At 56.1% G+C, this 25,229-nt stretch carries 26 protein-coding genes, 2 tRNA genes and 1 pseudogene; 11 read left to right on the top strand and 18 right to left on the bottom strand.

Annotated elements, in window-relative coordinates:
- Nucleotides 1-62: 62 nt before the first annotated feature.
- Entirely contained in the window at nucleotides 63-1,472 is a 1,410-nt protein-coding gene (locus U5J94_RS11350; protein ID WP_322565744.1) for a dihydrolipoyl dehydrogenase family protein, read from the bottom strand.
- On the bottom strand, nucleotides 1,472-1,792 hold the full coding sequence (locus U5J94_RS11345; RefSeq protein ID WP_322565743.1) for a DsrE family protein: 321 nt from the start codon (nucleotides 1,790-1,792) through the stop codon (nucleotides 1,472-1,474). Before U5J94_RS11345 ends, U5J94_RS11350 begins: the two co-directional genes overlap by 1 nt.
- A gap of 186 nt (nucleotides 1,793-1,978) precedes the next feature.
- Here U5J94_RS11345 and U5J94_RS11340 point away from each other — a divergent pair, with 186 nt between their 5' ends.
- Nucleotides 1,979-2,752, top strand: coding sequence for a sulfite exporter TauE/SafE family protein (locus tag U5J94_RS11340; protein ID WP_322565742.1), 774 nt, complete (start codon nucleotides 1,979-1,981; stop codon nucleotides 2,750-2,752).
- Nucleotides 2,753-2,802: 50 nt separating this feature from the next.
- Here the strand turns inward: U5J94_RS11340 and U5J94_RS11335 are convergent, their stop codons facing one another.
- The 7 genes and pseudogenes from U5J94_RS11335 to U5J94_RS11305 all read right to left on the bottom strand — a co-directional run bounded on the left by U5J94_RS11335 (nucleotide 2,803) and on the right by U5J94_RS11305 (nucleotide 7,729).
- The gene (locus U5J94_RS11335) at nucleotides 2,803-3,522 is read right to left on the bottom strand and encodes a hypothetical protein (RefSeq protein ID WP_322565741.1); all 720 of its coding nucleotides are present in this window, start codon (nucleotides 3,520-3,522) and stop codon (nucleotides 2,803-2,805) included.
- Entirely contained in the window at nucleotides 3,506-3,745 is a 240-nt protein-coding gene (locus tag U5J94_RS11330) for an SHOCT domain-containing protein (protein ID WP_322565740.1), read from the bottom strand. Before U5J94_RS11330 ends, U5J94_RS11335 begins: the two co-directional genes overlap by 17 nt.
- A gap of 15 nt (nucleotides 3,746-3,760) precedes the next feature.
- Nucleotides 3,761-3,949, bottom strand: a pseudogene (locus tag U5J94_RS11325) (DsrE family protein); the annotation flags it as partial.
- Nucleotides 3,950-4,021: 72 nt separating this feature from the next.
- A complete protein-coding gene (locus U5J94_RS11320) occupies nucleotides 4,022-5,182 on the bottom strand; it encodes a cysteine desulfurase family protein (RefSeq protein ID WP_322565739.1) in 1,161 nt (386 codons plus the stop codon).
- A 187-nt stretch (nucleotides 5,183-5,369) separates the two neighbouring features.
- Complete coding sequence (locus U5J94_RS11315; protein ID WP_322565738.1) at nucleotides 5,370-5,855, bottom strand: rhodanese-like domain-containing protein; 486 nt, start codon at nucleotides 5,853-5,855, stop codon at nucleotides 5,370-5,372.
- Between the two features lie 58 nt (nucleotides 5,856-5,913).
- Nucleotides 5,914-6,876 (bottom strand): VTT domain-containing protein, encoded by a 963-nt coding sequence (locus U5J94_RS11310; RefSeq protein ID WP_322565737.1) that lies wholly within the window; start codon nucleotides 6,874-6,876, stop codon nucleotides 5,914-5,916.
- Nucleotides 6,866-7,729, bottom strand: a complete 864-nt coding sequence (locus U5J94_RS11305; protein WP_322565736.1) for a sterol desaturase family protein — start codon at nucleotides 7,727-7,729, stop codon at nucleotides 6,866-6,868. Before U5J94_RS11305 ends, U5J94_RS11310 begins: the two co-directional genes overlap by 11 nt.
- Nucleotides 7,730-7,862: 133 nt before the next feature.
- On the opposite strand from U5J94_RS11305, the gene U5J94_RS15335 reads away from it, so the two are divergent.
- From U5J94_RS15335 to U5J94_RS11280, 4 genes are read left to right on the top strand one after another with little or no spacing between them, the layout of a single operon-like run.
- Nucleotides 7,863-8,543, top strand: coding sequence for an ArsR/SmtB family transcription factor (locus tag U5J94_RS15335; protein ID WP_416224169.1), 681 nt, complete (start codon nucleotides 7,863-7,865; stop codon nucleotides 8,541-8,543).
- A 24-nt stretch (nucleotides 8,544-8,567) separates the two neighbouring features.
- Entirely contained in the window at nucleotides 8,568-9,158 is a 591-nt protein-coding gene (locus tag U5J94_RS11290) for a hypothetical protein (RefSeq protein WP_322565735.1), read from the top strand.
- A 6-nt stretch (nucleotides 9,159-9,164) separates the two neighbouring features.
- Nucleotides 9,165-9,683: a TlpA family protein disulfide reductase gene (locus U5J94_RS11285; RefSeq protein WP_416224223.1), complete on the top strand. Its 519-nt coding sequence runs from the start codon at nucleotides 9,165-9,167 to the stop codon at nucleotides 9,681-9,683.
- Nucleotides 9,684-9,738: 55 nt separating this feature from the next.
- The gene (locus U5J94_RS11280; protein WP_322565733.1) at nucleotides 9,739-12,492 is read left to right on the top strand and encodes a cation-transporting P-type ATPase; all 2,754 of its coding nucleotides are present in this window, start codon (nucleotides 9,739-9,741) and stop codon (nucleotides 12,490-12,492) included.
- 373 nt (nucleotides 12,493-12,865) lie between these two features.
- Here U5J94_RS11280 and U5J94_RS11275 read toward each other — a convergent pair whose 3' ends face one another.
- From U5J94_RS11275 to U5J94_RS11255, 5 genes are all read right to left on the bottom strand, one after another.
- Entirely contained in the window at nucleotides 12,866-13,147 is a 282-nt protein-coding gene (locus U5J94_RS11275) for a hypothetical protein (protein WP_322565732.1), read from the bottom strand.
- A 141-nt stretch (nucleotides 13,148-13,288) separates the two neighbouring features.
- Entirely contained in the window at nucleotides 13,289-14,449 is a 1,161-nt protein-coding gene (locus tag U5J94_RS11270; protein WP_322565731.1) for a transporter, read from the bottom strand.
- A 22-nt stretch (nucleotides 14,450-14,471) separates the two neighbouring features.
- Nucleotides 14,472-15,119 carry a C39 family peptidase gene (locus U5J94_RS11265; protein WP_322565730.1) on the bottom strand — a complete coding sequence of 216 codons (648 nt, stop codon included), beginning with the start codon at nucleotides 15,117-15,119 and terminating at the stop codon, nucleotides 14,472-14,474.
- Between the two features lie 595 nt (nucleotides 15,120-15,714).
- Nucleotides 15,715-16,770, bottom strand: coding sequence for a diguanylate cyclase (locus U5J94_RS11260; protein ID WP_322565729.1), 1,056 nt, complete (start codon nucleotides 16,768-16,770; stop codon nucleotides 15,715-15,717).
- A gap of 96 nt (nucleotides 16,771-16,866) precedes the next feature.
- Nucleotides 16,867-16,940: transfer RNA gene (locus tag U5J94_RS11255), tRNA-Cys, on the bottom strand.
- Nucleotides 16,941-17,446: 506 nt separating this feature from the next.
- On the opposite strand from U5J94_RS11255, the gene U5J94_RS11250 reads away from it, so the two are divergent.
- The 6 genes from U5J94_RS11250 (at nucleotide 17,447) to U5J94_RS11225 (ending at nucleotide 21,460) form a co-directional block, all read left to right on the top strand.
- On the top strand, nucleotides 17,447-18,235 hold the full coding sequence (locus tag U5J94_RS11250) for a hypothetical protein (protein WP_322565728.1): 789 nt from the start codon (nucleotides 17,447-17,449) through the stop codon (nucleotides 18,233-18,235).
- A gap of 66 nt (nucleotides 18,236-18,301) precedes the next feature.
- Nucleotides 18,302-18,604: a toll/interleukin-1 receptor domain-containing protein gene (locus tag U5J94_RS11245; protein WP_322565727.1), complete on the top strand. Its 303-nt coding sequence runs from the start codon at nucleotides 18,302-18,304 to the stop codon at nucleotides 18,602-18,604.
- Between the two features lie 57 nt (nucleotides 18,605-18,661).
- A protein-coding gene (locus U5J94_RS11240) for an IS3 family transposase (RefSeq protein WP_322565135.1) occupies nucleotides 18,662-20,199 on the top strand; the annotation gives its coding sequence in 2 pieces (ribosomal slippage) (nucleotides 18,662-19,124 and nucleotides 19,124-20,199; 1,539 coding nt in all).
- Nucleotides 20,200-20,356: 157 nt separating this feature from the next.
- A complete protein-coding gene (locus U5J94_RS11235) occupies nucleotides 20,357-20,731 on the top strand; it encodes a hypothetical protein (protein WP_322565726.1) in 375 nt (124 codons plus the stop codon).
- Between the two features lie 10 nt (nucleotides 20,732-20,741).
- Nucleotides 20,742-21,083 carry a hypothetical protein gene (locus U5J94_RS11230; RefSeq protein WP_322565725.1) on the top strand — a complete coding sequence of 114 codons (342 nt, stop codon included), beginning with the start codon at nucleotides 20,742-20,744 and terminating at the stop codon, nucleotides 21,081-21,083.
- Between the two features lie 8 nt (nucleotides 21,084-21,091).
- Entirely contained in the window at nucleotides 21,092-21,460 is a 369-nt protein-coding gene (locus tag U5J94_RS11225) for a hypothetical protein (protein ID WP_322565724.1), read from the top strand.
- Nucleotides 21,461-21,649: 189 nt separating this feature from the next.
- Here the strand turns inward: U5J94_RS11225 and U5J94_RS11220 are convergent.
- The 4 genes from U5J94_RS11220 to U5J94_RS11205 form a co-directional block, all read right to left on the bottom strand.
- Nucleotides 21,650-21,725 (bottom strand) — tRNA-Gly (locus U5J94_RS11220).
- Between the two features lie 44 nt (nucleotides 21,726-21,769).
- On the bottom strand, nucleotides 21,770-22,339 hold the full coding sequence (pgsA, locus tag U5J94_RS11215) for a CDP-diacylglycerol--glycerol-3-phosphate 3-phosphatidyltransferase (protein WP_416224222.1): 570 nt from the start codon (nucleotides 22,337-22,339) through the stop codon (nucleotides 21,770-21,772).
- Between the two features lie 9 nt (nucleotides 22,340-22,348).
- On the bottom strand, nucleotides 22,349-24,202 hold the full coding sequence (uvrC, locus tag U5J94_RS11210; RefSeq protein WP_322565722.1) for an excinuclease ABC subunit UvrC: 1,854 nt from the start codon (nucleotides 24,200-24,202) through the stop codon (nucleotides 22,349-22,351).
- A gap of 322 nt (nucleotides 24,203-24,524) precedes the next feature.
- Complete coding sequence (locus tag U5J94_RS11205) at nucleotides 24,525-25,172, bottom strand: uracil-DNA glycosylase (protein ID WP_322565721.1); 648 nt, start codon at nucleotides 25,170-25,172, stop codon at nucleotides 24,525-24,527.
- Between the last annotated feature and the right edge of the window lie 57 nt (nucleotides 25,173-25,229).

The following is a 25,229-nucleotide window of genomic DNA, read 5'->3' as shown; positions in this document are numbered from 1 at the left end:
GTGTTCCCAAACGGGGTGTAGAATGCGCCCTTCCTTTTTGCAGGTGACATCTTTTGCCTGACTCAACCCGGTAACTTTTGCAGCCAGCACACCAGTCGCCGGGTGAAGGGGCTGAACAGTTTTGGCGCATAGGCCGTATTCACGGTACGCCGGTGTACCTGTGCCAACGTGGGATAGGCATGAATGGTGGCGGAGATATCGCCGATCGTCGCTCCGCTTTGCATGGCCAGTGCGATCTCGTGGATCAGTTCCCCGGCCTGTGGGCCCAGGATGCTGGCGCCGAGAATTTTCCCTTTGCGGGTGACCAGTTTGACCCGGCCGGTTGTTTCCCGTTCGGTGATGGCACGATCGACTTCCTTGAAGTCAAAGCGCAATACCGTATGTTTGATCCCCTGCTCGATGGCCTGCTGTTCGGTGAGTCCCACCCGGGCCAGTTCCGGATCGGTGAAGGTCACCCAGGGCAGCACGCGGTAATCGGTTTTTTTGGGGAAACGAAACAGCGCATTGCTGATGATAATACCGGCCTGGTATTCGGCCAGGTGGGTGAAGGCATAAGGCCCACAGACATCGCCGCAGGCGTAGATGTGTTTTTGCGCGGTGCGCAGACGCCGGTCCACCTCGATACCGCGTGACGTGGATTTTACGCCGGCCGCCTCGAGATTGAGTTGTTCGATATTGGGTTGCCGCCCGGTGGCAACCAGGATCTGATCAACCTGAAACCGGGTATCGTCCTGACAGGTGATATCAAAAACCCCGTTATGGTTGTCGACGTGGGCGATTTCGCGCCCGGTCCGGATCTGCAGGCCTTCGTCGATCAGTTGCGCTTGCAACAGATCCGTCAGTTCCGGATCTTCCTGGGGCAGGATTGTCGGGGCCCGTTGCAGCAACGTCACCTGGCTGCCGAGGCGTTGCATGGCCTGCCCCAGCTCCAGGCCGATGGGCCCGCCGCCGATCACGGCCAGTCGTGACGGCGTGTTTTGCAAGTTGAATAAGCTTTCGTTGGTCAGAATCCCGGCGGGATCGATGCCGGGCAGTTCCGGTACGAAAGGGCGTGAGCCGGTGGCGATGACAAAACGGCGGCCTTCGATGATCCGATCGCCGACCTGCACGGCATGCGGGGAGATAAACGTCGCCGCTTCGCCCAGCAACACCTCGCAGCCGTAGGAACGAAACCGGTCGGGATCATCGTGCTGCTGGATCTGATCGATGATCGCCTGTACCCGCGCATTCACCGCGCCGAGATCAATCGGCGGGTCGCTGACCGGCAGGCCGAATGCGTCGGCATGCCGCAGCCAGTGCGCCACCTTCGCCGCCTTGATCAGGCTTTTGCTCGGCACACAGCCGTGATGCAGACAGTCACCGCCAAGCGCGGCGGTTTTTTCGATCAGGGTGACCCTGAGCCCCAGTTGCCCCGCAACGCTGGCGGTAATGAGCCCGCCGACGCCGCCGCCAATGATGACGATGTCCCGCATTAAAACGTCAGCACCTTGTCGGATTCGTTAACAATCTGATGCAGATCGGCCATGGTCGAAACCGGACACAGCGCGCTGGATTCACTCTGGCGAATTTCAAGACAGGTTCCGCAGGCCAATATTTCCCCGCCCTGTTCGACAAACGACTTCATCTGCTCCACCACGTTGAATTTCGCATCCTGCAGGGTTTCACTTTCCACGCCCTGCCCGAGCAAAAAGATTTTGACCGTATCACCCTGCTGACAGGCATGAACGCCCAGTCGAAAGGCATTCCAGACCGTTTCCGCAATATTGCAGGCGATGACTATGCCGAGTTTCATAATGGTGCCCTCCTTGCCCGGGTAATTTCCCGGCTGCCGCGATAACAACTTTCGGGAGATGATCCTTGCAATTTGTTAGTCGCGTGAAGCCCGACTTTCTTACCAAGAAATTTCCTTGAATCTCTTGATCCTGTCAAGTATTCTACTGATCTATTGAATAATAGTAAATACTGACAGGAGCCTGTTATGACCCTCAGTGCCATTCTCGCCGGCCTCGCCACCGGCATCATGCTCGGCATCTTCGGCAGTGGCGGCTCCATTATCACCACCCCCGCGCTGCTCTATCTCCTTGATATCGCGCCAAAATCGGCCATCGCCATGAGCCTGGGGATCGTCGCGGTCACCGCCACCCTGACGGCGCTGCAGCACTGGCGGGCCGGGAATGTGAACGGTAAGGTCACACTGATATTCGGGATATTTGGCATCCTTGGCACCTATGCCGGGGCGCGTCTGGGGGTGATCACCCCGGTGGTGCTGCAGCTGAGTATCTTTGCGCTGGTCATGTACGCCGCCGCCTGGAAGATGCTGCGCCCCGCCCAACCGCCCCGCTCGGCCGGGGCGGCCGCGGTGGAAGCGGCCGAGGGCTGTACCTCCAGACACTGCCTGAGCCATGTGGCGATGCACGGCATCGTGGTCGGCGCCCTGACCGGCCTGGTGGGGGTCGGCGGCGGCTTTTTGATCGTCCCGGCACTGGTGATCCTCTCCCGCCTGCCCATGAAACAGGCCATTGGTACCTCGCTGGCCATTGTCGCGGTCAAGTCCTATGCCGGTTTTGCCGGTTATGTCGGTGATGTGCCGATCGACTATGCCCTGATGGCGGTGTTCGCCGCGGTAGCGGTCGTCGGCAGTGTCATCGGTACCCGCCTGGCGCGATGCGTCTCGGGTGACGTGTTGAAAAAAGGCTTCGCGATTTTCCTGATGCTGGTGGCCACCTACATTCTGGCGAATCAGATAACCTGATCCGGTCTGCCGTTCATTTTTGCGGCGCGATTTTTGTATCCGGGTTCTGATCATGGCATGCCGCGTCCCGGACGAATATGGCGCAGGTTGTCCACCTGTCCGAGAGCCTCGGCGTCGGGGTAATCGGGCGGGGCGCTGACATGCGTCACGCCGAAGCGCGCCATATCCGCGACGGACAGGGTGTAGTAATCGGGGACCGCATGGGGTGGCAGCTTGCCAAACCAGCACAGGCGATCATCCACCCCGATCCGCTCGAAGAAAGCCTGTTCCAGCGAGACCAGCTGTTCGGTGAATTCGCGCGCGCGTACCAGCGCGGTCGCCCGGTCCTCGCCCCGCTTTTGCATGCGCGCCGCGGCATCCTCACGCCACAGACCGGTCTCCAGCAGGTGACGATAATTGCCGTGCCAGGCCACGAGCGCACCGGGAAGCAGACGTTTGCGTGGCGCGGCGGGAAAGACATAATTGGCGCAGGATGACAGACAATAGTCCTCGACTATCAGGGTCAGGCCATGCTCGTGCACCCAGCGCCCCAGCGCAATGCCGGCTTTCACCTCGCCGCCGCCCGAGGTGATGCGCAGTCGTTCCGGGGCCATCGCCTGCGCCCGGGCGAACAGGCTGGCATTGCGTTCGGCATTGATCTCGCCGCGATAGATCAGGACATCGGTTTCAGCAACGGACAGCGTCGATAACAGCAGCATGGCAATCGGTACCACGCGTATCGCTCCCCTGACGCGCCGTTTCCCGGCACCGGCGTTACGATTCCAGATCATGCTTTTTCTGCTCGAATTCCTCGCGATCAATTTCGCCCCGGGCATAGCGTTCTTCCAGTATCTGCCGGGCGGTTTTCCTCGGCGATGTCGGGTTGCCATTTGAGCCCATCAACCATTTCAAAATGGCGACAATACCCAGAATGACCAGCGCCCAGAACAGGATCATGAACAGCCAGCCAAACCCCGGTCCCCAGCCACCGAAATTTCCCATTTCACCCATCATAATCCTCCCCTCTGATCAGAATGTCATGGCATGATCGCTCTCTTTGACCCACGTGGCCAGGGATTTCATGGAGCCTTTTTCGATCCCGGGCAACAGTTCGCTTTCGGCGATGCCGCAATCGTCGACCGCCATGCCGCAGGCCCGCACCGCCAGGCCGCATTCGATCAGCTCGCCCAGGAGTTCTTCCAGGTTAACCGCGTCGTCGGGGACGCTCTTCCTGTACCCGGATGACGATGTTGTCTTTGAAGCCGAAGGCGTTAAACCGCTTCGGTGAGTTTATCTGGAACCTGTTCTGCCGGCGGACAGGCAAGCTTGCCAGGCGTCGATCAGCGCCGTTGCCGCCGAATCGATCTCGGCGTCAGGGGTGGGCCGGCCGACCGACAGGCGAACCGCCCCCACTGCCCGTTGCACATCGATGCCCATGGCCCCGAGCACCCCGCTGACTTCATCGCTGTCGGCATGGCAGGCCGAGCCGGTCGAGGCGGCGATGCGGTCGGATGCCTTCTCCAATAGTGATTTGCCCTCCACACCCGGAAAGGAGACATTCAGGGTATTGGGCAGGCGTTGGTCAGGATGACCGTTGAGTGTCAGATCGGGGATGGCGTCAAGCAGGGCGTGGTGCAAGCGATTCCGTTTGTTACGAAGTGCCGTGGCATCGTGGTCGAGTTGCGCCCGGGCCAGCTGCGCGGCCACACCCAACCCGGCGATATAGGGCACGTTCTCGGTGCCGGTGCGCTGTCCCCGCTCCTGGGCGGCGCCGAACAGGATCGGATTCGGGTGGATCCCTTCTTTTATATAGAGTGCACCGATGCCCTTGGGGGCATAGAACTTGTGACCCGCCAGGGTCAGCAGATCGGCGCCCAGCGCATTCACCTCGACCGGGATCTTGCCCGCCGACTGGGCGGCGTCCACGTGCAGCGGGATACCATGCTGGCGGGTGATGGCGGCGATGGCTTCGATAGGCTGAATCGTGCCGACTTCATTGTTGGCGTGCATGATGGACACCAGCACGGTATCCGGGCGAATCGCCTGCTCGAGATCGCCCGGATCGACCCGGCCGAATTCATCGACCGGCAGCACGGTCAGTTCCCAGCCCTGTTGTTGCAAATAGTTAAACGGCTGCAACACGGAGGGGTGTTCCACCGCCGAGGTGATCAGATGACGCCCCTGTGCCTGGCGCGCACAGGCCGTGCCCAGGATGGCCAGGTTATTGGCTTCCGAAGCGCTGGCGGTAAAGACGATTTCAGAGGTTTGTGCCTGGATGAGATCGGCGACCTGTTGTCGCCCGCGCTCGATCACCGCCCTGGCCTGTTGACCGTATACATGCGAGGAGGAAGGATTGCCGAAGGTCTCTTGCAGTACTTCGGCAATCGTCGCCTGCACCTGCGGGTCGACCGGGGTGGTGGCGTTGTAATCGAGATAAACAGGTCGGGTCATAGCAGCTGATTACATTGTATAAATAATTGTTCCAAATTCATGCACATTTTAAATACTTGCTAAAATTGTAGGTCACGCTGGCGTTAGCCTGCGTGACACCCTTACCGATATGGAGAATGTCAGGTAGCGCTGCGCGCAACCTGACCGACGCCTCTGCGCACCTTTCAGGAACAGATATTTATAATACTCAGTGCCCCGCCGCTTCCGTGGCTTGCTGATGCGCGTCAAAGCCCCCTTTTGCCTTCCAGCCTTCAAAGCCGTCCTGCAACACCTTGACGTTCTCCATGCCAAGCAGACGCAGGGCAAAAACGGACTGTGCCGAGAGCGAGCCGGAATTGCAGTAGATGAGCACGGTCCTGTCAGCGGGTAATTCCGCGCGGCGCGCGACAATCTCGCGCCATTCGATATTGACGGCCCCGGGAATGTGATCCTGGGCGTATTGTGTGGCATCACGCGCATCGATGACCAGGATGTTTTGCCACTCCTGTTTCGGGATCTGTTCCGGCCAGAGCAGACTGCTGCTATAGGTGGTAAACGCCAGATACTCTTCTATGGCATCGGCGACCGGATCTGACTCTGTTGACATGGCGGTTCGGCTGGTCATCAGCGCCGTCAGCAACAGCAGAATAAACAGTCCCGTTGTCAGGAACGATCTGGCGAGAGTCATTTTCATGTTTTCTCCTGAATTATAGTCAAAGGTTTTAGTCAAACTTCACGATGCCATCGCCGGTTCATGCGACCGGATAGCCTTTCTCATTCCAGTCGGTCATCCCGCCCTTGATAATGTGCACGTCGGCAAAGCCCTGTCGGGCCAGCAGTTGCGCGGCTTTGGCGGAACGTTTATCGGTACGGCAGACGGTGACCACCGACCGCTCCTGATACTCGGCCAGCTCATCCAGCCGATTGGGGAGCTCTTCCAGCGGCACATTGCGCGCGCCGGGGATATGCTGTTGCTCGCCGTTGAAATCTTCTTCGCTGCGCACATCCAGCACCAGTACATCGGCCTGTTGATCGAGTTGTTGCTTGAGCTGATCCACCGTTTGCGAGGGCCCCTGGCGCAGGCGACCGATCCAGCGCGGCAAAAACGCCACCAGCACCAGCAGCCCGATGGCCAGCAGGATCTTCTGAATCAGCCCTTCCCCGCCGGCGATCGCCTCGCGCCCGGCGTAACCCAGGTAGGTGTAGGCCACCGCGCCGGGAAACATGCAGATAAACGAAGCAATGATGTAATGGGCCAGGTTGATGCGCGTGAGACCCAGCGCATAATTGAGCAGGTTGAACGGAAACAACGGCACCAGACGCACGAAGGCGACAAAACGCCAGCCTTCCTTCTCGACCCCTTGCTTGAGCTGTTTCAGGCGCCCGCCGGTTTTACGTTCCACCCAGTCGGCGGCCAGGTAGCGGGCGATCAAAAACGCCAGCGTCGCGCCCAGGGTGGCGCCAATGAGGTTGAACAGGGTGCCCCAGACCGGGCCGAACAGCGCGCCGCCCGCCAGGGTCAGGACCGAGCCGGGTAAAAACAGTACGGCCGCCGCCGCGTAGATCAGGATAAACAGGATCGGGCCGGCCGCGCCGGCGCCGTCGAGCCAGGCCTCCAGCGCCGCGGCGTCGAACTGGTCCCGGTAGCTGATGGCAATGCCGATCGCAATAACGAGGATGGCAAACAGACCCAGACGAATCAGTTTAGTTTTCATTGCCATCACCCCACTGCCGACGGTTGATCGCGTAATCGCTGATCTTGCCCTTGAACGGCAGAATTAACATCCCGTTGAGCCAGCTCACCTGCTGCGGCTCGCGGTATTTGCGAATACCGATGGTCATGCCGTCGTGACCGCCGCGGGGTTGATCGCGATAGGTGCCGAACAGCCGATCCCACCACGGCAGGTTGAAACCGAAGTTGCTGTTGGCCTCGTCATCTTCCACCGAGTGATGGACCCGGTGCATGTCGGGGGTGACCACGAACCAGCGCAGCACCCGATCCAGTTTCAGCGGCAGACGGATATTGCCATGGTTGAACATGGCGGTGGCGTTGAGCAGTACCTCGAAGATGATCACCGCGATCACCGGCGGGCCGAGCACAACGATGGCGGCGAACTTGATCAGCATGGAGAGAATGATCTCCAGCGGATGAAAACGCGCGCCGGTGGTGACATCAAAGTCGAGATCGGCATGGTGCATGCGGTGCAAACGCCAGAACAGCGGTACGGCATGGACCATGACATGCTGCAGCCAGACCACGAAATCGAGCACGATCACCGAGACGACCACCGCCAGCCAGTACGGCACCTCGATATAGTTGAAACCCCCCCAGCCCTGCTCGCCGGCAAAAAATGCCATGCCGACCGCGGCGGCCGGAAACAGCAGGCGCAGGACGATGGTGTTGAGCACCACGATCCCCAGGTTGCTGCCCCAGCGCACCGCCTTGGAAGCGGTCAGGGCGCGACGTGGCGCGAGCAATTCCCACAAACCGATCAGGGCGAGGATGCCGAAAAAGAAACCCAGCCGGATCAGGGGCTCGTTTCCCAGTATGAGTTCGTCGATATTCATGACCGCGATTCTCCATTGCCGTTAACGGCGTTTGATTATTCTGGTTATTGCCTGCCATAAATGGCATGCTATACTGACAAATACAACTTATCAAGTGATTACTTGAATATTAGATTATTCAGCGTGGTGATGCATGTCAAGCGGCAATTTCAAGCACGATCTCTTCGCCCAGTTCGCCCGGGTCGGCAAGGCGCTGGGTAACGGTAATCGCCTGGAAATCCTGGAATATCTGGCCCAGGGCGAGCGCAGCGTCGAGGCCCTGGCCAACGTCGCCGGGCTGACCGTGGCCAACACCTCCCAGCATCTGCAGCACCTGCGCCAGGCGGGTCTGGTGACCACCCGCAAGGAAGGCCTCAAGGTCTATTATCGGCTGAGCAGCAACGATGTACTGGATTTGATCGATGCCCTGCGGCGGGTGGCGGAGCATCACGTGGCCGAAGTGGAACGGCTGATCAACAGTTACCTGACCGTGAAAGACGATCTTGAGCCGATTCCCCGCGACGAGCTGCTGGCCCGGGCCCGTGACGGCCACGTCACGGTCATCGACGTGCGCCCGCCCGAGGAATACGCCGCCGGCCACCTGCCCGGCGCGGTCAACATTCCCCTCGGCGAGCTGGAACAGCGACTGGCCGAACTGGGGGAAAACCGGGATCAGGAGATCGTCGCCTACTGCCGCGGGCCGCATTGCGTGCTCGCCTTCGATGCGGTCGCCCGCCTGCGCGAGAAGGGCCTCAATGCGCGACGTCTCGAAGACGGTTACCCTGAGTGGAAAACCGCCGGCCTGCCGGTGGAAGAACAAAACCAGACAAAATAGACCCGGGAGAGATTCATGTGGTCAATGCAACAACTTACGCCAGTATGCCTGATTGCCTTTTATTTTAGTGTAACGCCACTGCAGGCTGAACTGAGCCGCGGCGAGGATCCCGACACCGGCCTGCGCCACTGGCACTGGCAGGAGGCGGGCATCTCCTTCAAACTGACCCAGCGTCTGCCGGATCAGACCCGCGCCTTTTTTGACGCGCGCGGCTTTGACAAGGAGAGTCGTGAGCGCATTGCGCTGTCCTGTGTGTTTCAAAGTGAATTTCGCAACACGGCAAGCAATGACCAGCCGCCGGTTGAATACGATCTGACCGACTGGCGAATCTATACCGACGAGGGAACCCGATCGTTAATGGTGCGCGAAACCTGGAAAACGATCTGGCAGGAATACGATCTCCCCGAACCGGCAAAAATTGCCTTTGAATGGGCCCTGTTGCCGACCTATCAGGTTTATGAGGCAGATGATTATAACTGGGGCATGACCGCCTACGGGCTGCCGCCCGGCACACAATTCGATCTGGAATTCAGCTGGTCGCGTGGCGACCAACAGTATACCCGACGCATCGAGGGCATCGAATGCGCGCCCGATATCCACCCTGAACCGGAGTGATTGATTATCATGTTGTTAACCCGACCTTTTACCGCCCTGTTTGCGCTGAGCCTGTTGTTCACCACGGCCGTTCAGGCTGCCGAACAACTCCACCTGATAAACGATCCGAAGCCCGCACCGACATTCAGCCTGAAAGACATGGACGGCAACACCCACACGCTCGAGGATTACAAGGGACAGGTTGTCGTAGTGAATTTCTGGGCCACCTGGTGCCCGCCCTGCCGCGAGGAAATGCCCTCGATGGAACGGGCCTGGGAACAACTACAGGAACACGATATCGCCATGCTGGCGATCAACGTCGGCGAGGATGTCGATTCCATCTTTACTTTTACCGCCGATTATCCTGTAAGTTTTCCGTTGTTGATGGATCAGGATTCTGCCGTGATCAATGAGTGGCCGGTACGGGGCCTGCCCACCACTTTTGTGGTCGACAAACAGGGGCGAATTGTGTCCCGCGTCATCGGCGGACGAGAATGGGATGCGCCTGAACTGATCGATATACTGATCGAACTGCAAAACCGCTAAATACACGACAATTATGCAGTATCTCTCTATTCTGTAACAAATCAAGGTAGCGGCGATGGCAAAACACGATACCGACCCGCAACGCCACAACACTGGATCAGCCACGCCGAACTACCACGCCCTGGCCAGTCAGGAAGTCTTTGAACGTCTCGCCAGTACCGAGGAGGGACTGGACGAGGCCGACGCCCAACAACGACGTGAACAGTATGGGCTGAACCAGTTGCAGACCCAGCAGGCCGAACCGGCCTGGCGGCGATTGCTCCGTCAGTTCAATAATGTATTGATCTATGTGCTGCTCGGTGCCGGTGTCATTACCCTGCTGCTGGGGCACTGGATCGATAGCGGCGTCATCTTTGGCGTAGTCGTCATCAACGCCCTGATCGGCTTTGTTCAGGAAGGCAAGGCGCAAAAGGCACTGGCCGCCATCCAGCAGTTATTGACCCGCCAGGCCCGGGTCCGCCGTGAAGGACAGATTAAAACAGTCGATGCAACCCGGCTGGTACCCGGTGATGTGGTCCTGTTGCAGTCGGGAGACAAGGTACCGGCCGATCTGCGGCTGTTCAAATCCCGCCAACTGCGGATCGACGAGTCACTGCTGACCGGTGAATCGATGGCGTCGGAGAAAAGCCGAGAACCTGACGATCCAAAAACTTTGCTGGCCGATCGCGCTGCCATGGCCTATTCCGGCACCCTGGTCACCTACGGCCAGGGCCTGGGTGTGGTGGTGGCGATTGGTAACGAGACCGAGGTGGGCCGAATCAGCGATATGCTGCAGTCGGTGGAAACACTGACCACGCCATTGCTGCAAAAAATTGCCGAGTTCTCCCGCTGGTTGACCGGGGGCATTCTGGTCATCGCCTCCGCCACCTTTGCCTTTGGTGTGTTAATCAAGGATTACACTGCTGGCGAAATGTTCCTTGCCGCGGTCGGACTGGCCGTTGCCGCCATCCCAGAAGGGCTGCCGGCCATTATGAGTATCACCCTGGCCATCGGGGTACAGCGCATGGCACGGCGCAACGCGATCATTCGCCGCCTGCCGGCGGTCGAGACCCTCGGCTCGGTGACCGTGATCTGTTCCGACAAGACCGGCACCCTCACCCAGAATGTCATGATTGCCCGTCACGTGGTGACGGCGGACCGGCAATATGCGATCAGCGGGGACGGCTATGATCCTCACGGCGAATTTTCTCATAATGAAAAATCCATCGAGGTCGACACCGATCCGGTACTGCAGGAACTGAGTCGTGCCGCCCTGCTCTGTAACGATGCCAGAGTTGAAAACGTCGACGAACAGTGGCAGCTCAATGGCGATCCGACCGAGGGGGCCCTGGTAGCGCTGGGCATGAAGGCCGGACTCGAGCCGGTGCATCAGAGCGAAGAATGGCCCCGGGATGATGCCATCCCGTTTGAATCCGAACATCGTTTTATGGCGACGCTGCATCACGATCATACCGGGCACGGCTTTATCTATGTCAAGGGCGCGCCGGAACAGATCCTGTCCATGAGCTCGCATCAACGTACCGATGGCGAGACCACCCCGTTGAATATCCAATACTGGCATGAACAGATGCAGCAACTGGCCGAAGACGGTCAGCGTGTGCTGGCGATCGCCTTTAACACCACCGGCAGTGACCATCGCGAGCTGAACTTCAACGATGTGGAAGCCGGTCTGACCCTGCTGGGCATGGTCGGGATCATGGACCCGCCGCGCGATGAAGCGATCGAATCGATTCGGCAATGTCATGCGGCCGGGATCCGGATCAAGATGATCACCGGCGATCATGCCACAACGGCACTGGCCATCGCCCGTAACATGGGCATTGTCGCCGACGACAGCCAGGCACTGACCGGGGCCGACCTGGATGACAATGATGACGCTGCGCTGCGCCAAATCGTGCGCGACACCGATGTGTTTGCCCGGGTCAACCCGGAACAGAAGTTAAGACTGGTCGAAGCGCTGCAGGCACAGAACAATGTCGTGGCCATGACCGGCGACGGGGTCAATGACGCCCCGGCATTGAAACGGGCCGATGTGGGCGTGGCAATGGGCAAAAAAGGCACCGAAGTGGCCCGTGAAGCAGCGGAGATGGTGCTGGCCGACGATAACTTTGCCTCCATCGCCCGGGCCATCGAGGAAGGCCGGATTGTTTATGACAATCTGAAAAAGTCGATCATGTTCATTCTGCCCACCAACGGCGGCGAGGCGCTGACCCTGGTCGGGGCCATATTGCTGGGGATGATGCTGCCCATCACGCCGGTACAGATCCTCTGGATCAACATGGTCACCGCCGTCACCCTGGCGCTCTCCCTCGCCTTCGAGCCGGCCGAGGGTCAGGTAATGGCCCGATCACCGCGCGATCCCAGGGAACCGGTTTTTACGCCCTTTTTGATCTGGCGAATAGCGTTTGTCTCGTTAATTCTGGCGGCCGGCACGTTCGGCCTGTTCTTCTGGGAGCGCGGCCAGGGTACCGGCATTGACGAGGCACGCACCATGGCGGTGAATGTGCTGGTGCTGTTTGAAATGTTTTATCTGTTGAATTCCCGCTTCTTGATCGAAAACTCGCTGACCTGGCGGGTCTTGATGAACAACCGCTATGTGCTTTACGCCATCGGCTTGCTGATTCTGCTGCAGCTTGCCTTTACGTACTGGGGGCCACTGCAGCTGTTGTTCAACACCACGGCACTGACGCTGGCTGACTGGCTGCGCATCATCCTGATCGCCGCGTCCGTGTTCTTCATCGTGGAACTGGAAAAGTGGGTTATCAGACACTGGCTGGATCGGGCGATTGGCGGCAAGCCGGTACGCTGAATGGAACCTTTTGAAGGAACGAAGTCGGTAATCGCATAATCGTGTTCCTTGCGATCATCTCTCGTTTTGGCATTCGCGGCGCAGCCGCTCCTACAGTGGAAAGAGGTATTGCGATTAATGGTGCCCGGGGCCGGAATCGACAAATCCGTCCGGATGACGTACATGGATGTACTAATGTCGCGGGAGACAGGATGTCGGAAGCGACACGGATTTGGCCGCACTTCAGTGCGCCCGAAGGGGGCGTACCAGGGACGGCACGCCGCAGCCGGCACGGCCCGCGCATGAAACGGCGGGTTGCGAAACGCGATCTGGCGTTTTCAGACGTTTTACAACCGTCAGTGAAAACGGGACAGAACCCTTCAGGAATTTATTTTTAGAACGCTTTTTTCGCCTTAAGAAACGCTTTTTTCGCCTTAAGAATAACCGAGGACACGTTATCGCCCGGCATTACCATCTCGACCCCAGTGACCTGCAAAGGCCCCTTACCCGAGGAGAATGAATCCGGGAAATTGATCGCAATCTGGTCCGGTGCCGTGCCCAGGTCGTTACCCGCAACGATCCTGTCCATCTGGTTGTCATCTAACTGCATGGGTTCTTCTGCCATCGCCGCAGGTACCATAAGCAAGAACGCAAATGCGCCAACTATAGTCTTCATAAATCGTCTCCGTTTTTTGATGGATGGTTCGTAAACCTACATGCATTTTCGCCACGTGTCTAACAATGCCGCTAATATAATAGTTTTATTATATACCAATATTCACCATTTACTAACCGAAACTCCGTTATGCGTTTTCGCTCAAAACGCATCGAACTGGATCGGTACCGAGAAGGTTACGCTGAAATCGTCGCTGTCTTCGGTTAGCCCGATGCCGGTGGATACATTGAACAGCACGCCCGGAGCCAGCAGCGTTGAAGCCCCGAGGTTCAACCGCCCCAACACGCTGTCGCTGCCCTCGCGCTCTTGGCCATCAATCTCGAATTCTTCCTGGTAACCACCGGATACACCAAGGCTCACAGAGGTTTCAGGACTTAGTGCTACCACACCTGACAGGCTGGTCGTGTAGCTGGCCCCGGGCTGAACGTCGTTATTCTCAAAGACGTGCTGGTAGCTAAGCCCGGTAACGAACGCGATAGGGTCCTGACGCTTCACCGCGGTGAGCGAGCCACGAACTTCGTCATACCCGCCGCCGAGCGAAACACCATTCTCGGCGTCATCGCCGCTCGCCGTGTCCCAGGTTATCCGGCCAATGAGGTCCGGCTGCCACAACCCTTCACGCAGGAGTGTCTTGGCGACGCCGATGCGAAAATCCCCGACTGCTGACGCACTGTCGCTGCTTGTAGCAACGGGCGAAAACCCGACCGAAGTGACTTGCTCGACAGATCGCCAACGGTACGGCACACCGAATTCCAATTGGCTGTCGAACGGCAAGCCCAGCCGTATGGCTAGATCGACGGTCAGGCTGTCTGAGTTTCGTTCGAGTCGAACAGCAGCGGTGTTACCCCCGACGGTCGCCAGAGACGGTGTGTTATCGGTATCGCGGGTATAGGTCAGGCTCGGTTCCACTTCCATGCGCCCTGCGCGCAACAGAAGGGCACCCTCACTGGTTAGCGAGCGTTCAAGGGCGCGTTCGGCTTCCCCTTCCTCTACCACCACCTTGCCGGGGGCCGAACTGCTGGTAGTCTGCTCTGCCTCGGTGTCAGGTTTCGGCTGGCTGTTAGCTTCCTGCTGCGACTCTGATGCCTGCTCGGCACGCTTAATGGTTTCGCGCGTACCGTCTACGCCAACCCGGCGTTCCAGCCGCTCTACGCGTTCCAGCAACTCCATGATCACCTTGTCGCGCTGTTCGAGCTTCTGCTGCAACTGCTCTACGGTTGGTTCCTGTTGAGCCTGCGCGGTGTCGGTGCTGAGTGCGAGAACGGCTGCCACCGCTGTGGTGGCGGTCAGAGTGCGCGTCATCCGTAGCCCCCGGTGATGAACGTTAGCGAACGATGGTAAAGTCAGTGGCATAAACAGCCAACCTGTTCGGCGGCGCCGGGTCCCCGTCCTTCGTCACAATGAAACCGACCTGTCCGAGTTCAGGGTAGTCGATCCATGCCTCGATGAACTTCTCCCGGGAGACCGAGAGATTCCCGAAGGCCGGGTCCGCCACGAGAACGGTTTGTTGGGTCGCACCGCGAAACACAACGAAGTGCGGATAGCCCCGCAGGTCAACCGGGACGATGATCGGAGCGCGTTCGAGCAAGTCTGTATACGTTAACTGGCCCAGGCCGATTCCCTGGTAACCCAAGCCGTCGACAAACTGCTTCATATCGAACAACGAGAACCCCTGCCGGAGCCGCACGAGCCGTGGGTTCTCGATGTATTCTTCCCGGTCGATGAGGCCCAGCGCCACGGACCGCTCCGTCACCGGCTCGCTGTGTTGGTAGCGCAGCACCGTGGCCAGCGCCGCAGCACCACAACTCAGGTCCCACTGTTGCAGGATGACGTGTTGCGTCCGTGCCTCGTACAGCGAGCGGACCGGCTCCGTTGCAGCTAGTGGCTTTGTAAGCAACAAAACGGAAGCGACCAGAAAAGCTAAAGTTTTTCTTGAGCCCAGCACGCGCCTGCGGCGACCGGAAAAAGCCATTTCTTTAATGCGTCCCTAAAGTGTTAATCCGTTTCAACAGATTGAGCTATCGTCTAGCGACTTCTATAAATGGTGCCCGGGGCCGGAATCGAACCGGCACGGTCGCAATGACCGAGGGATTTTCATACCACTACAGCTTTAACTGCGGCATTGTTTAAATGCATTCGTGGTCTGGACTTTATCTTTACCCTATTCTACTCGTAGAACGTAGGCAGGAGCCGTCAAGTCTCTACACTTTCCCGAGATAGTGACGAGTGACGAGGTACGAGTGACGAGGGAATTTCCGAACGTTCGGTACTCGTAACTCGATACTGTTTAATCGGGCTTAGCTCGGGATTGCCACCACCTGCACGTGCTGAGGTTCCCCCGAATTTGACTCCATTCACGCCGGCCGTTTCCGAGCCGGATGCTCAATTATTTAAGTCCCTTGCGTCTACCAATTTCGCCACCCGGGCTACGGTGTGACTACAGGTATTTTACACAAATATCAGTCGGTTTGAATATATAATCGATGCCAGGGCAAAACTCTTCCATCCATGCTGAATATATCTTGTTGATTATGAAGAGATTCCCGATCTACGACAGACGCCCGCTTCTATCGGGAGGCGATACGGTTACGTCCGCTCCGCTTGGCGTCATACAGCGCTTCATCGGCGCGATGGAAGAATGAATCTTCAGTGTCATCCTCACGCAGCGTGGTAACGCCCGCGCTGAGCGTGACCCGAATCGGCTGGTCAATATCGACCTCGATCAGCATGTGGGCAACAGTCGAGCGGACGCGCTCCATGATAATCGTTGCACCTGCCAAATCAGTATTGTTCAAAATTATCATGAATTCTTCGCCGCCATAGCGCCCCACTAAATCGTCACCGCGCAGTAGCGCCTGAATTTTTCCAGCTATCTCTTTTAATACCTTGTCACCTACCAGGTGCCCGTAAGTATCATTGATGCTTTTAAAATGATCCAGATCCACCATAGCCAGACCCAATCCGGTCTTTTGCGTCCGGGCTTGCCGCATAGCCCCGGAGAAAATTTCCATTATGTGGTTACGCGTATGGACGCCGGTCAATTCATCTGTGGCGACTTGATCGCGCAGCTGGGCGCCTTCTTTGCGAAGGGTGTTGAGAGAAACCTGCATCTCCTCGATACGCTCGACGTGATAGGCGTGAACAGCAAGCGACATGTCCAATGCGGTTATGCGCCGGGCAAACGACGCAATCTCACGACGGCTTGCGCCGAGATGTTCAGCGGCCGGAATTTTATCGATAATGATCCCAAGTAGTTTGGTATAAGCGCCTTGATATAACGTTGTCGACAGACCAACCTGCTTATGAATAACGCCAACGCGTATCCGGTCTTCAAAGTAACCGGGTGTATCAAAATCAACCCCAAGCGTATCTAGATAACTGCGTTGAGACTCCTTCAGTCGCGCGACCAGGGCGTCATCCTTGAGGTAAGGCCGAAAACTGTCATGCGACAGCATGAAATCGTAAAATTCATCCACAATGCGATCGACATTCGGCTGAATGACATTGCGCTGCAGAATGTCGGCAAGCTTTTTATCTTCAACCGCTAATTCGAATAATTCGAGACAGGACTTGCGCGCATCATAGCTCAGACTGAACGACGAGATATTAATCTGTTTGCTCATATTCAATGAACAGGCCGTTGTGTTAGACGTTGTAAATTTGGCAATGCGCGGGGGATGTGGCCGGGACAATACCGGGAAATTGGCGGGAAATAAAGATGGAGGCCGGGCCCGGAGTCGAACCGAGGTACACGGATTTGCAATCCGCTGCATAGCCACTCTGCCACCCGGCCATATTCGTTATTTTACCGGACTCTGCCCGGGGTTTACACAAAAAAACCTCGGGAGCGGCCGAGGTTTTCAGGGAATCTGGAGCGGGAAACGAGACTCGAACTCGCGACCCCAACCTTGGCAAGAATGACGCCAATGGCCTCCAAACCCCTGATTATAAAGGAAAAGTCCATTTTCCCCTGTGTGCGAAATCAGTCATTAGTGACTTGTTCTGGACACTTCTGTATAAATGCCCGTCTCCAGAAGGCGCGCAATATACCAGAATGATTCAGGGAATGCATATCAGAAATTTGGGTGGTTAATTTTTGTGCGCCAGATTGTTCTTGATTCATTTCTGTCTGTGACTGATCGCCAGGTGCTTTGAGAGACAACTCATATTTACTGGAAACCCTTCCATTTTGAGCTTGATTGATCCAAAGTGTAGTAATACACATCTTGAGTGGGTATTAGGGAAATTCCGTATTATTTTTATGAATTTTACTTCTTGCAGAAACCAAGGATGAAGCAAATGTCATCTGCCCAATCTTCAAATGACGGAACTATTTGGTTTGGCATTTTTATTGGAATAATACTTACTCTTATCACAATAATAATTATAGCTACCATCAGTGCAGAAGATCCGGCTGCTGCTGAATGGTCAGTTGTTAAATGGGTAAATGATAATCATCCAATTTTTCAAACAATAGGCTCACTAGCAATTGCAGGTAGCGCAATAGTTGCATTTTTCTTATATCGCCTCAATCAAGCCAGACATTCACATGAAGATAAATACAAAGCTTCTGAAACCTTTTTAAAAGAATCTATAAGAATTCTTGAAAGATCTTATGAGATTTTCACAGATAATGGAAAGCATATTTTTCCGCCAAGAAATGACAGATTATTATGGCTTACGACAGCCCGGATGATACTCCGATTCGACAGATTAAAATCCAGAATAACTGAGAATGAACACAAAGAGATAATTGACGAACATGAAGAATACTGGAGATTCCAATTTTATAAATTGATGGATTTTAACAATAGCAACTTCACCAAAGCATATTTTTGTCCTAGCGGAAATCAATATGACGCTGACACTATAGCAATAAATTCGATAGCGATTATTTTCAGTTTTGCCAAATGGAAAGAAGGAAACGAAGACCCTCTTCGAGCAGTAGATGATAAAATGCTATTCGCAAAGGGGGCGATTCCAATCGATCAATTCGGCGTATTAGATTTTCTGGAAGGTTACAGTGAGTATTGGGGAGAAGTCCAAGTCATGAAAGAGGAAGTATTAGCTAAACAAGAAGGAAAATAGTCAAATTAAATGCATGATAGTTGATATAAAACACAATCTGTAACGCAAAACCCGAGTTTAATATAAATGGACATATTTATAAGTCACATATCTAGTGAAGCGCCCTTGGCAAAGATTTTGAAAGAATGGATTGAATCTACGTTTAGTGGTGGTGTGCGCGTTTTTGTAAGCAGTGACTCTGATGACATCCCTGCCGGGAGCAAATGGCTGGATAAAATTAGCCAAGCACTTTCAGAGAGTAAAATTCTTATTCTACTCTGTAGCTCCGCATCAGTTATAAAACCATGGATAAATTTTGAAGCAGGTGCAGGATGGGCAAAGAATGTCCCGATCATGCCGGTTTGTCATTCGCCCCCTGTGTCAGGATAGTTGTCGCCTCTTCTGAATCAGAAAGTAACCAAGACAGGGGGTGGAAAGCGACGAGAAATGCCCCGTTATTCAGAAGAACGCAAGGCTGCCGTGATGTGCATGCTGTTGCCCCCGCAAAACCGAAGTGTAGCCGATGTGGCTCGAGAGGAAGGGATCAGCGAAATGACCCTGTATAATTGGCGAAAACAAGCCAGAGAACAGGGGGTCCCGGTGCCGGGAAACGGAAAACAAAGCGACGACTGGTCGGGTGAAGCGAAGCTGGCGGTGGTGGTGGAGACCGCCGGCCTGAGTGAAGCGGAGCTGAGTGAGTATTGCCGTGGTAAGGGGTTATACCCCGAGCAGGTGAAGGCCTGGCGCACGGCCTGTGAGACCGGAGCGGACCAGGCGGCCAGTCGGCGACAGGCTGAGAAGGCCCAGGCCCGCGAGGATAAAAAGCGTATCAAGGAGCTGGAGCGGGAACTGCGGCGCAAGGACAAGGCGCTGGCAGAGACCGCCGCGCTGCTGGCCCTGCGAAAAAAGTTGAACGCCCTCTGGGGGGACGACGAGGAAGGATGACCTCGCTCCCGGAGCGGCGCAAACTGGTGGGTTATATTGAGGAGGCGGTGAGCGCTGGAGCCCGCAAGGCGCGGGCCTGCAAGGAAATCGGCATCACTGTACGCACTCTGCAGCGATGGACCCAGGGTGGGGAAGTTCATGCCGACCGACGGCCTGATGCTATCAGGCCCGAGCCGGCGAACAAGCTCACGCCCGAGGAGCGCGAGCGTATCCTGACCGTGTGCAATGAACCCGAGTTTGCGTCACTGCCGCCGAGCCAGATCGTGCCGAAGCTGGCGGACCGGGGTGAATATATCGCCTGTGAGTCGAGCTTCTACCGGGTACTGCATGCGGCGGGCCAGCGGCATCACCGGGGCCGGGCCCAGGCGCCGAAGAAAACGAAGGCGCCGACCACGCATGTGGCCGACGGGCCGAACCAGGTGTGGTCGTGGGACATCAGCTGGATGCCCAGCCGGGTGCGTGGACTGTTTTGGTACCTGTACCTCATTGAGGACATCTACAGCCGCAAAATCGTCGGCTGGGAAGTCCACGAGCGAGAGGCCGGCGAGTTGGCCGCACCGCTGGTGCAGCGCAGCGTGCTGGCCGAGCGGTGCTTTCGCCAACCGCTGGTCTTGCATGCGGACAACGGCAGCCCGATGAAATCGCAGACGCTGCGGATCAAGCTGGCGGATCTGGGCATATCGCCGTCATACAGTCGGCCGCGAGTGAGCAACGACAATGCGTTTTCCGAGTCGCTGTTTCGGACACTGAAGTATTGTCCGGCCTGGCCATCGCAGGGATTTGCCACGCTGGAAGAGGCTCGTGACTGGATGCTGAAATTTGTCGACTGGTACAACAACCGCCACTGCCACAGTGCGCTGAAATTTGTGACGCCGGCGCAGCGGCATCGAGGCGACGACCGGGATATCCTGAAACAGCGTGATCGGATCTACGAGCAGGCCAAGGTGCGGAACCCGCAGCGATGGTCCGGCAGAACGAGAAACTGGGTAGCGGTAGGACCGACGGCCCTCAACCCTGAGCGGGTGCAGCAAGCGGCTTAAGAACGGAAAAGGCGACAACTATCTTGAAAAACACCGTTCGGGTCAATCAAAAAGTAAACTTCCCCCTCCTCTTTCCTCTCTCCAGGCAATTGATATAAATGATGAAGATTTTGCTGACAAATTTTTTGGCGGATTAGCGAAACATTTGAATATTTCGATGCTGCCCAGAATTGATAAAGCGTCATTTATCGCAGAAGTTAAGTCAGCAACACAAGAGGCTAGCGAGCTTAAAGCTAATGACGCTTCAGTAATCGAAGTTTCTCGTATACCTTCAGAAAGAACTTCGATCAACGACCTTACTGCGGAAGAGAAAGGAATCCTTTCTGTTTTGTCTATAAATATCAACAATATACTTCCTACAAACCGGTTAGCAGATTTAGCAAGGCTTTCTGAAGTAAAAACTGAATATTTCGCACGTTCATTAACAAAAAAAGGATTATTGAATGACTATCTTGTTTCTAGTGGGCCAAGGCGATATGGGTTGTCAGATTTGGGAAAAGATTTCATTGTAGAAAATAACCTAGCTGAATAATGATATCTCCATGTTATTTAAAAAAAATAATTACCTCACAATTAAGCAATATTTAAAAGAAAGATTTGAAGGCCCAAATAGACCTTCATCTCGTTCTGTAAGGCGCTGGATTCAATATGGGTATTTGCCCGGCAAGATAATAAAGGGGCGATACTATGTTGATGTAGAGGCTGAAAAAGAACTGATTATTACTGGAAATCCTGAGATCGATAGTCTGATATGGAAAATGTCAGTTAATCAGGAGTTATTGGGAAAGCATCAGGAATTCACCCAGATGTATCAGAATCGCATACCAATGTATCTGAGAGCACCACCCCTGCTAAAAAATATCCAATTTTATAGTCACCAGTGAGTAATCACATGGCTTCTTATGGAAAGTATAAGAATCAGCTCCAATTGAATCAGTTGATGTCTGTGATGGATTACCGTCACTATCGCTTCAAAGGGCCACACAAGCCCTCTGAGCGTTCTATTCGGCGCTGGATTGAGGCAGGTGCCCTGCCTGGCAAAAAGATCGGAGCCCGCTATTTTGTCGATATCACGGCTGAGGAAGAGATATTTAGTCTGGCTACCACAAAGCTTGACGAAGAGTCCTGGATTAGCGCGGACAGAGATACTTTGATGCAACGATGTTATGATTATGTCGAGAAGTATCTGAATCGCACACCTCGATATATATCGATTCCCCCACTATCAAGTTATAAAAACTGCGCATTAGTTAGTCACTAATGAATTAACAGTAGACCACAACCCGGCGTAGGTTGTTTAGTAAAGTTTGCTGACACGCAGCTTATTGTTTTAAAAGGACAATGCGGACGTTACGGACAAAGTAGCAAAATTCTGGATTAATTTTTCACAAAAAAAAACGGCAGATATTTCTATCTGCCGCTTATAAGTATTTGATTATACTAGAAAATCTGGAGCGGGAAACGAGACTCGAACTCGCGACCCCAACCTTGGCAAGGTTGTGCTCTACCAACTGAGCTATTCCCGCTTGAGAGAGGCGTATTTTAGCGATACGGCGCGTGCTGTCAAGGCTTAGGCCGGTCGATCCCGGTCGCTGGTCAGGCTGGGCCAGGCGGCATGCAAATAGAGGAACATGGACCAGAGGGTCAGCCCCGCCGAGGTGTAGAGCAGCAGGTAGCCGATCAACATGGTCGGGAAACGGCCAATCGGCTCCTCGAACAGCAAAAAACAGACCGCCAGCATCTGCGCGGCCGTCTTGAACTTGCCGATGATGGAGACCGCCACCCTGGTCTGCGCGCCGATGTTGGCCATCCATTCGCGCAGTGCCGAAATGGTGATTTCCCGGCCGATGATCACGGCGGCCGGGATGGCCAGCAGGAAACCGGGATGTTTGCTGACCAGCAGCACCAGGGCGACGCCCACCAGTAGTTTGTCGGCCACGGGATCGAGAAAGGCGCCAAAATGCGACTCCTGATTCCATTTGCGCGCCAGATAGCCGTCGAACCAGTCGGTGATGCTGGCCAGAACGTAGACTGCGGTGAGCAGGTAGTTGCTGATGCCAAACACCGGCACATAGAACAGCACGATAAAGAAAGGAATAATTCCAATCCGCAACAGGGTCAGTTTGGTCGGCAGGTTCATCGGCATGGCTCAGTATCCGTCTTGATGAAATGTATCATAGATCTGTTGCGCCAGTTTGCGGCTGATGCCGTTGACCGCGGCCAGATCCTCGACGCCGGCGCGGGCGATCTCCTGCAGACCACCGAAACGGTGCAGCAGATTTTGCCGGCGCCGGGGCCCGAGACCGGGGATCTGCTCCAGGGTCGACGTGTTGCGGGACTTCTGACGGCGTTGCCGGTGTCCGGTAATGGCAAAACGGTGGGCCTCGTCGCGGATCTGCTGAATCAGGTGCAGGGCCCTGGAATCGGCCGGCAATATAGTTTCTTCCCCGCCGTCTGACAAGTAAAGGGTTTCCAGTCCCGGCTTGCGGCCCGGCCCCTTGGCAATCCCGATCAGCCGCACCCCGGGAACCTGAAGCTCCTCCAGCACGTTGCGAGCCGTCTGGACCTGCCCCTTGCCGCCGTCGATAAACAGAATGTCCGGCAGCTTGCCCTCCCCCTCGCGCAGCCGCTTGTAGCGCCGCGTCAAAGCCTGTTCCATGGCGGCGTAATCGTCGCCCGGGGTAATGCCTTCGATGTTGAAACGCCGATAATCGGATTTGAGCGGCCCGTTGATGTCGAACACCACGCAGGAGGCGACTGTCGCCTCGCCCATGGTATGGCTGATATCAAAACACTCCAGTCGCTGCGGCAGCTCATCCAGTTGCAGCACTTCCTGCAGGGTTTCAAAACGCTGCAGCTGGGTGGCCTGGCTGTTGAGACGCTGACCCAGCGCCTGGCGGGCATTTTGCGCCGCCATATCCCGCCAGCGAGCCCGGGTGCCGCGCAGCTTGTGGCTGATAGCGACCCGCCGACCGGCCGCCTCGCCCAGCGTGGTCTCGATCAGGGTTTGCTCCACCGGGGGATGGCTGACAATGAGCTCGGCCGGGATGTCATCCTGGCGAGAGAGATAATGCTGGGTCAGGAAGTGGCTGATCAGCTCGCTTTGTGGCTGTTCCGAGGCGAGCCCCTCCAGATGTTTGGGGAAGTAGCTGCGATTGCCCAGATTACGCCCCTGGCGAATGGTGAAAATCTGCACACAGCCCAGCCCACCCTCGACGGCGGCGGCGATCACATCCAGGTTGCCGCCGCTGTCGCTGTCCATGTACTGCTTGTCCTGGATATGCCGCAGGCTGGCGATTTGATCCCGATAGCGGGCCGCCGCCTCGTAATCCAGCGCCCCGGCCGCCTCGGCCATGCGCCCGGCCAGGGCGTCGATCACCGCACTGCTCTTGCCCTCCAAAAATAAAATGGCGTGCCGCACATCCTCGGCATAATCGGCCTCGCTGATCAGGCCCACACAGGGCGCGGTACAGCGTTTGATCTGATACTGCAGGCAGGGGCGTGAGCGGTTGTTATAAAAGGAGTCGCGGCACTGGCGCACCGGAAACAGCTTTTGCAACAGACTCAGGGTCTCGCGTACCGACGGCGCGCTGGGATACGGCCCGAAGTAGCGTCCCTTGCCCCGTTTGGCGCCGCGATGAAAGGTCAGCCGTGGATACGGATGCTCGGTGGAGAGATAAATATAGGGATAACTCTTGTCATCCCGAAACAGGACATTGTAGCGCGGGCGCAGTGACTTGATCTGGGTGTTCTCCAGGATCAGCGCTTCGCTCTCGTTATGGGTGACCGTGACTTCGATAGCAGCGATCTGCGCGACCATCACCCGGGTCTTGGGGCTGTCCAGATTAGTGCGAAAATAGCTGGCGACCCGTTTTTTCAGATCCACCGCCTTGCCGACATAGATCACCGTCCCGTTAGCGTCGAGCATGCGATACACGCCCGGCCTGTTGGGCAGGCCCTTGATAAAGGCTTTGGCGTCAAAATCGGGAGTATTACCGCTCATGAAACTATTTTAACCACAGAGGCCTGGAATAAGAACAGATTGCACCACAGAGGTCACGAAGAAATTAATGGGTTATACCCCCGGGACACAGAAATATAGGGTGCGTCCCACGCACCGTTTTCGTTTATGTTCGGGGTAATGGTGCGTAGAACGCACCCTACACGGCTGGGGATAGAACAAAAATAAAATTTTCCTTTGCGTCCTCTGTGACCTCTCGGCAACTGCTCCCTGCGTTGCTCTCGACAATTGCTCCTGCATTGTTCTACCTTCGCCCATCCATGGGTTCGTACCTCCTGCATCCATGCAGTCGTGCGGTGAAAATTCAATCTGTCAGTTTGTCGATTAGCCGAAACACGTCATGGAACATCTTTTCGGTCAGCCGGCCGGTCTGGGTGTTGTAGCGGCTGCAGTGATAGGAGTCGACCAGCCAGCGCCCGTCGGGCAGCTGATAATGAGCCGCATGGCCGAACTTGTACTGGGACTGTTTCAGATCCTGCGCCTTGAGCACGGCCTTGTGAGCGATGCCGCCCAGCGCCAGAATCACACTGTTGCGCGGCAGATTAGCCAGCTCCTGACGCAGATAGCCGTTGCAGGTATTCATCTCTTCGGTGGTCGGCTTGTTCTCCGGCGGCAGACATTTGACCGCGTTGGTGATCCGGCATTGCTTGAGTTTGAAGCCGTCCCCCAGTGCGATCGAATCGGGCCGGTTACTATAACCAAACTGATACAGGGTCTGGTACAGCAGGATACCGGCAAAATCACCGGTAAACGGGCGCCCGGTGGCGTTGGCGCCGTGCAATCCGGGGGCCAGTCCGACGATCAGCAGGCGCGGCCGCTTGCTGCCGAACGGGGCAACCGGACGTGCATGATAGTCGGGATAGTCGCGACGGACCTGTTGCAGAAACCCCTTCAGACGCGGGCACTGACAACAGTCGGGATCGAATTCGGCCGGGGCCTGGTTACTGGACATGCTTTTAATAATACGGACAAAATAGCGGTGAAAAAATGATTATAACGGATTCCGGCA

The sequence above is a fragment of the Thiohalophilus sp. genome (genome assembly GCF_034522235.1).
Lineage (GTDB): Bacteria > Pseudomonadota > Gammaproteobacteria > UBA6429 > Thiohalophilaceae > Thiohalophilus.
Note: the sequence above shows the minus strand (reverse complement) of the source record. Positions and strands in the feature narration are given on the sequence as shown.

Bases quoted from the DNA above. Each gene is read 5' to 3' on its own strand.
- U5J94_RS11350 (WP_322565744.1), bottom strand. From the start codon at position 1,472: ATGCGGGACATCGTCATCATTGGCGGCGGCGTCGGCGGGCTCATTACC.
- U5J94_RS11345 (WP_322565743.1), bottom strand. From the start codon at position 1,792: ATGAAACTCGGCATAGTCATCGCCTGCAATATTGCGGAAACGGTCTGG.
- U5J94_RS11340 (WP_322565742.1), top strand. From the start codon at position 1,979: ATGACCCTCAGTGCCATTCTCGCCGGCCTCGCCACCGGCATCATGCTC.
- U5J94_RS11335 (WP_322565741.1), bottom strand. From the start codon at position 3,522: ATGATCTGGAATCGTAACGCCGGTGCCGGGAAACGGCGCGTCAGGGGA.
- U5J94_RS11330 (WP_322565740.1), bottom strand. From the start codon at position 3,745: ATGATGGGTGAAATGGGAAATTTCGGTGGCTGGGGACCGGGGTTTGGC.
- U5J94_RS11320 (WP_322565739.1), bottom strand. From the start codon at position 5,182: ATGACCCGACCTGTTTATCTCGATTACAACGCCACCACCCCGGTCGAC.
- U5J94_RS11315 (WP_322565738.1), bottom strand. From the start codon at position 5,855: ATGAAAATGACTCTCGCCAGATCGTTCCTGACAACGGGACTGTTTATT.
- U5J94_RS11310 (WP_322565737.1), bottom strand. From the start codon at position 6,876: ATGAAAACTAAACTGATTCGTCTGGGTCTGTTTGCCATCCTCGTTATT.
- U5J94_RS11305 (WP_322565736.1), bottom strand. From the start codon at position 7,729: ATGAATATCGACGAACTCATACTGGGAAACGAGCCCCTGATCCGGCTG.
- U5J94_RS15335 (WP_416224169.1), top strand. From the start codon at position 7,863: ATGTCAAGCGGCAATTTCAAGCACGATCTCTTCGCCCAGTTCGCCCGG.
- U5J94_RS11290 (WP_322565735.1), top strand. From the start codon at position 8,568: ATGCAACAACTTACGCCAGTATGCCTGATTGCCTTTTATTTTAGTGTA.
- U5J94_RS11280 (WP_322565733.1), top strand. From the start codon at position 9,739: ATGGCAAAACACGATACCGACCCGCAACGCCACAACACTGGATCAGCC.
- U5J94_RS11275 (WP_322565732.1), bottom strand. From the start codon at position 13,147: ATGAAGACTATAGTTGGCGCATTTGCGTTCTTGCTTATGGTACCTGCG.
- U5J94_RS11270 (WP_322565731.1), bottom strand. From the start codon at position 14,449: ATGACGCGCACTCTGACCGCCACCACAGCGGTGGCAGCCGTTCTCGCA.
- U5J94_RS11265 (WP_322565730.1), bottom strand. From the start codon at position 15,119: ATGGCTTTTTCCGGTCGCCGCAGGCGCGTGCTGGGCTCAAGAAAAACT.
- U5J94_RS11260 (WP_322565729.1), bottom strand. From the start codon at position 16,770: ATGAGCAAACAGATTAATATCTCGTCGTTCAGTCTGAGCTATGATGCG.
- U5J94_RS11250 (WP_322565728.1), top strand. From the start codon at position 17,447: ATGTCATCTGCCCAATCTTCAAATGACGGAACTATTTGGTTTGGCATT.
- U5J94_RS11245 (WP_322565727.1), top strand. From the start codon at position 18,302: ATGGACATATTTATAAGTCACATATCTAGTGAAGCGCCCTTGGCAAAG.
- U5J94_RS11235 (WP_322565726.1), top strand. From the start codon at position 20,357: ATGCTGCCCAGAATTGATAAAGCGTCATTTATCGCAGAAGTTAAGTCA.
- U5J94_RS11230 (WP_322565725.1), top strand. From the start codon at position 20,742: ATGTTATTTAAAAAAAATAATTACCTCACAATTAAGCAATATTTAAAA.
- U5J94_RS11225 (WP_322565724.1), top strand. From the start codon at position 21,092: ATGGCTTCTTATGGAAAGTATAAGAATCAGCTCCAATTGAATCAGTTG.
- pgsA (WP_416224222.1), bottom strand. From the start codon at position 22,339: ATGAACCTGCCGACCAAACTGACCCTGTTGCGGATTGGAATTATTCCT.
- uvrC (WP_322565722.1), bottom strand. From the start codon at position 24,202: ATGAGCGGTAATACTCCCGATTTTGACGCCAAAGCCTTTATCAAGGGC.
- U5J94_RS11205 (WP_322565721.1), bottom strand. From the start codon at position 25,172: ATGTCCAGTAACCAGGCCCCGGCCGAATTCGATCCCGACTGTTGTCAG.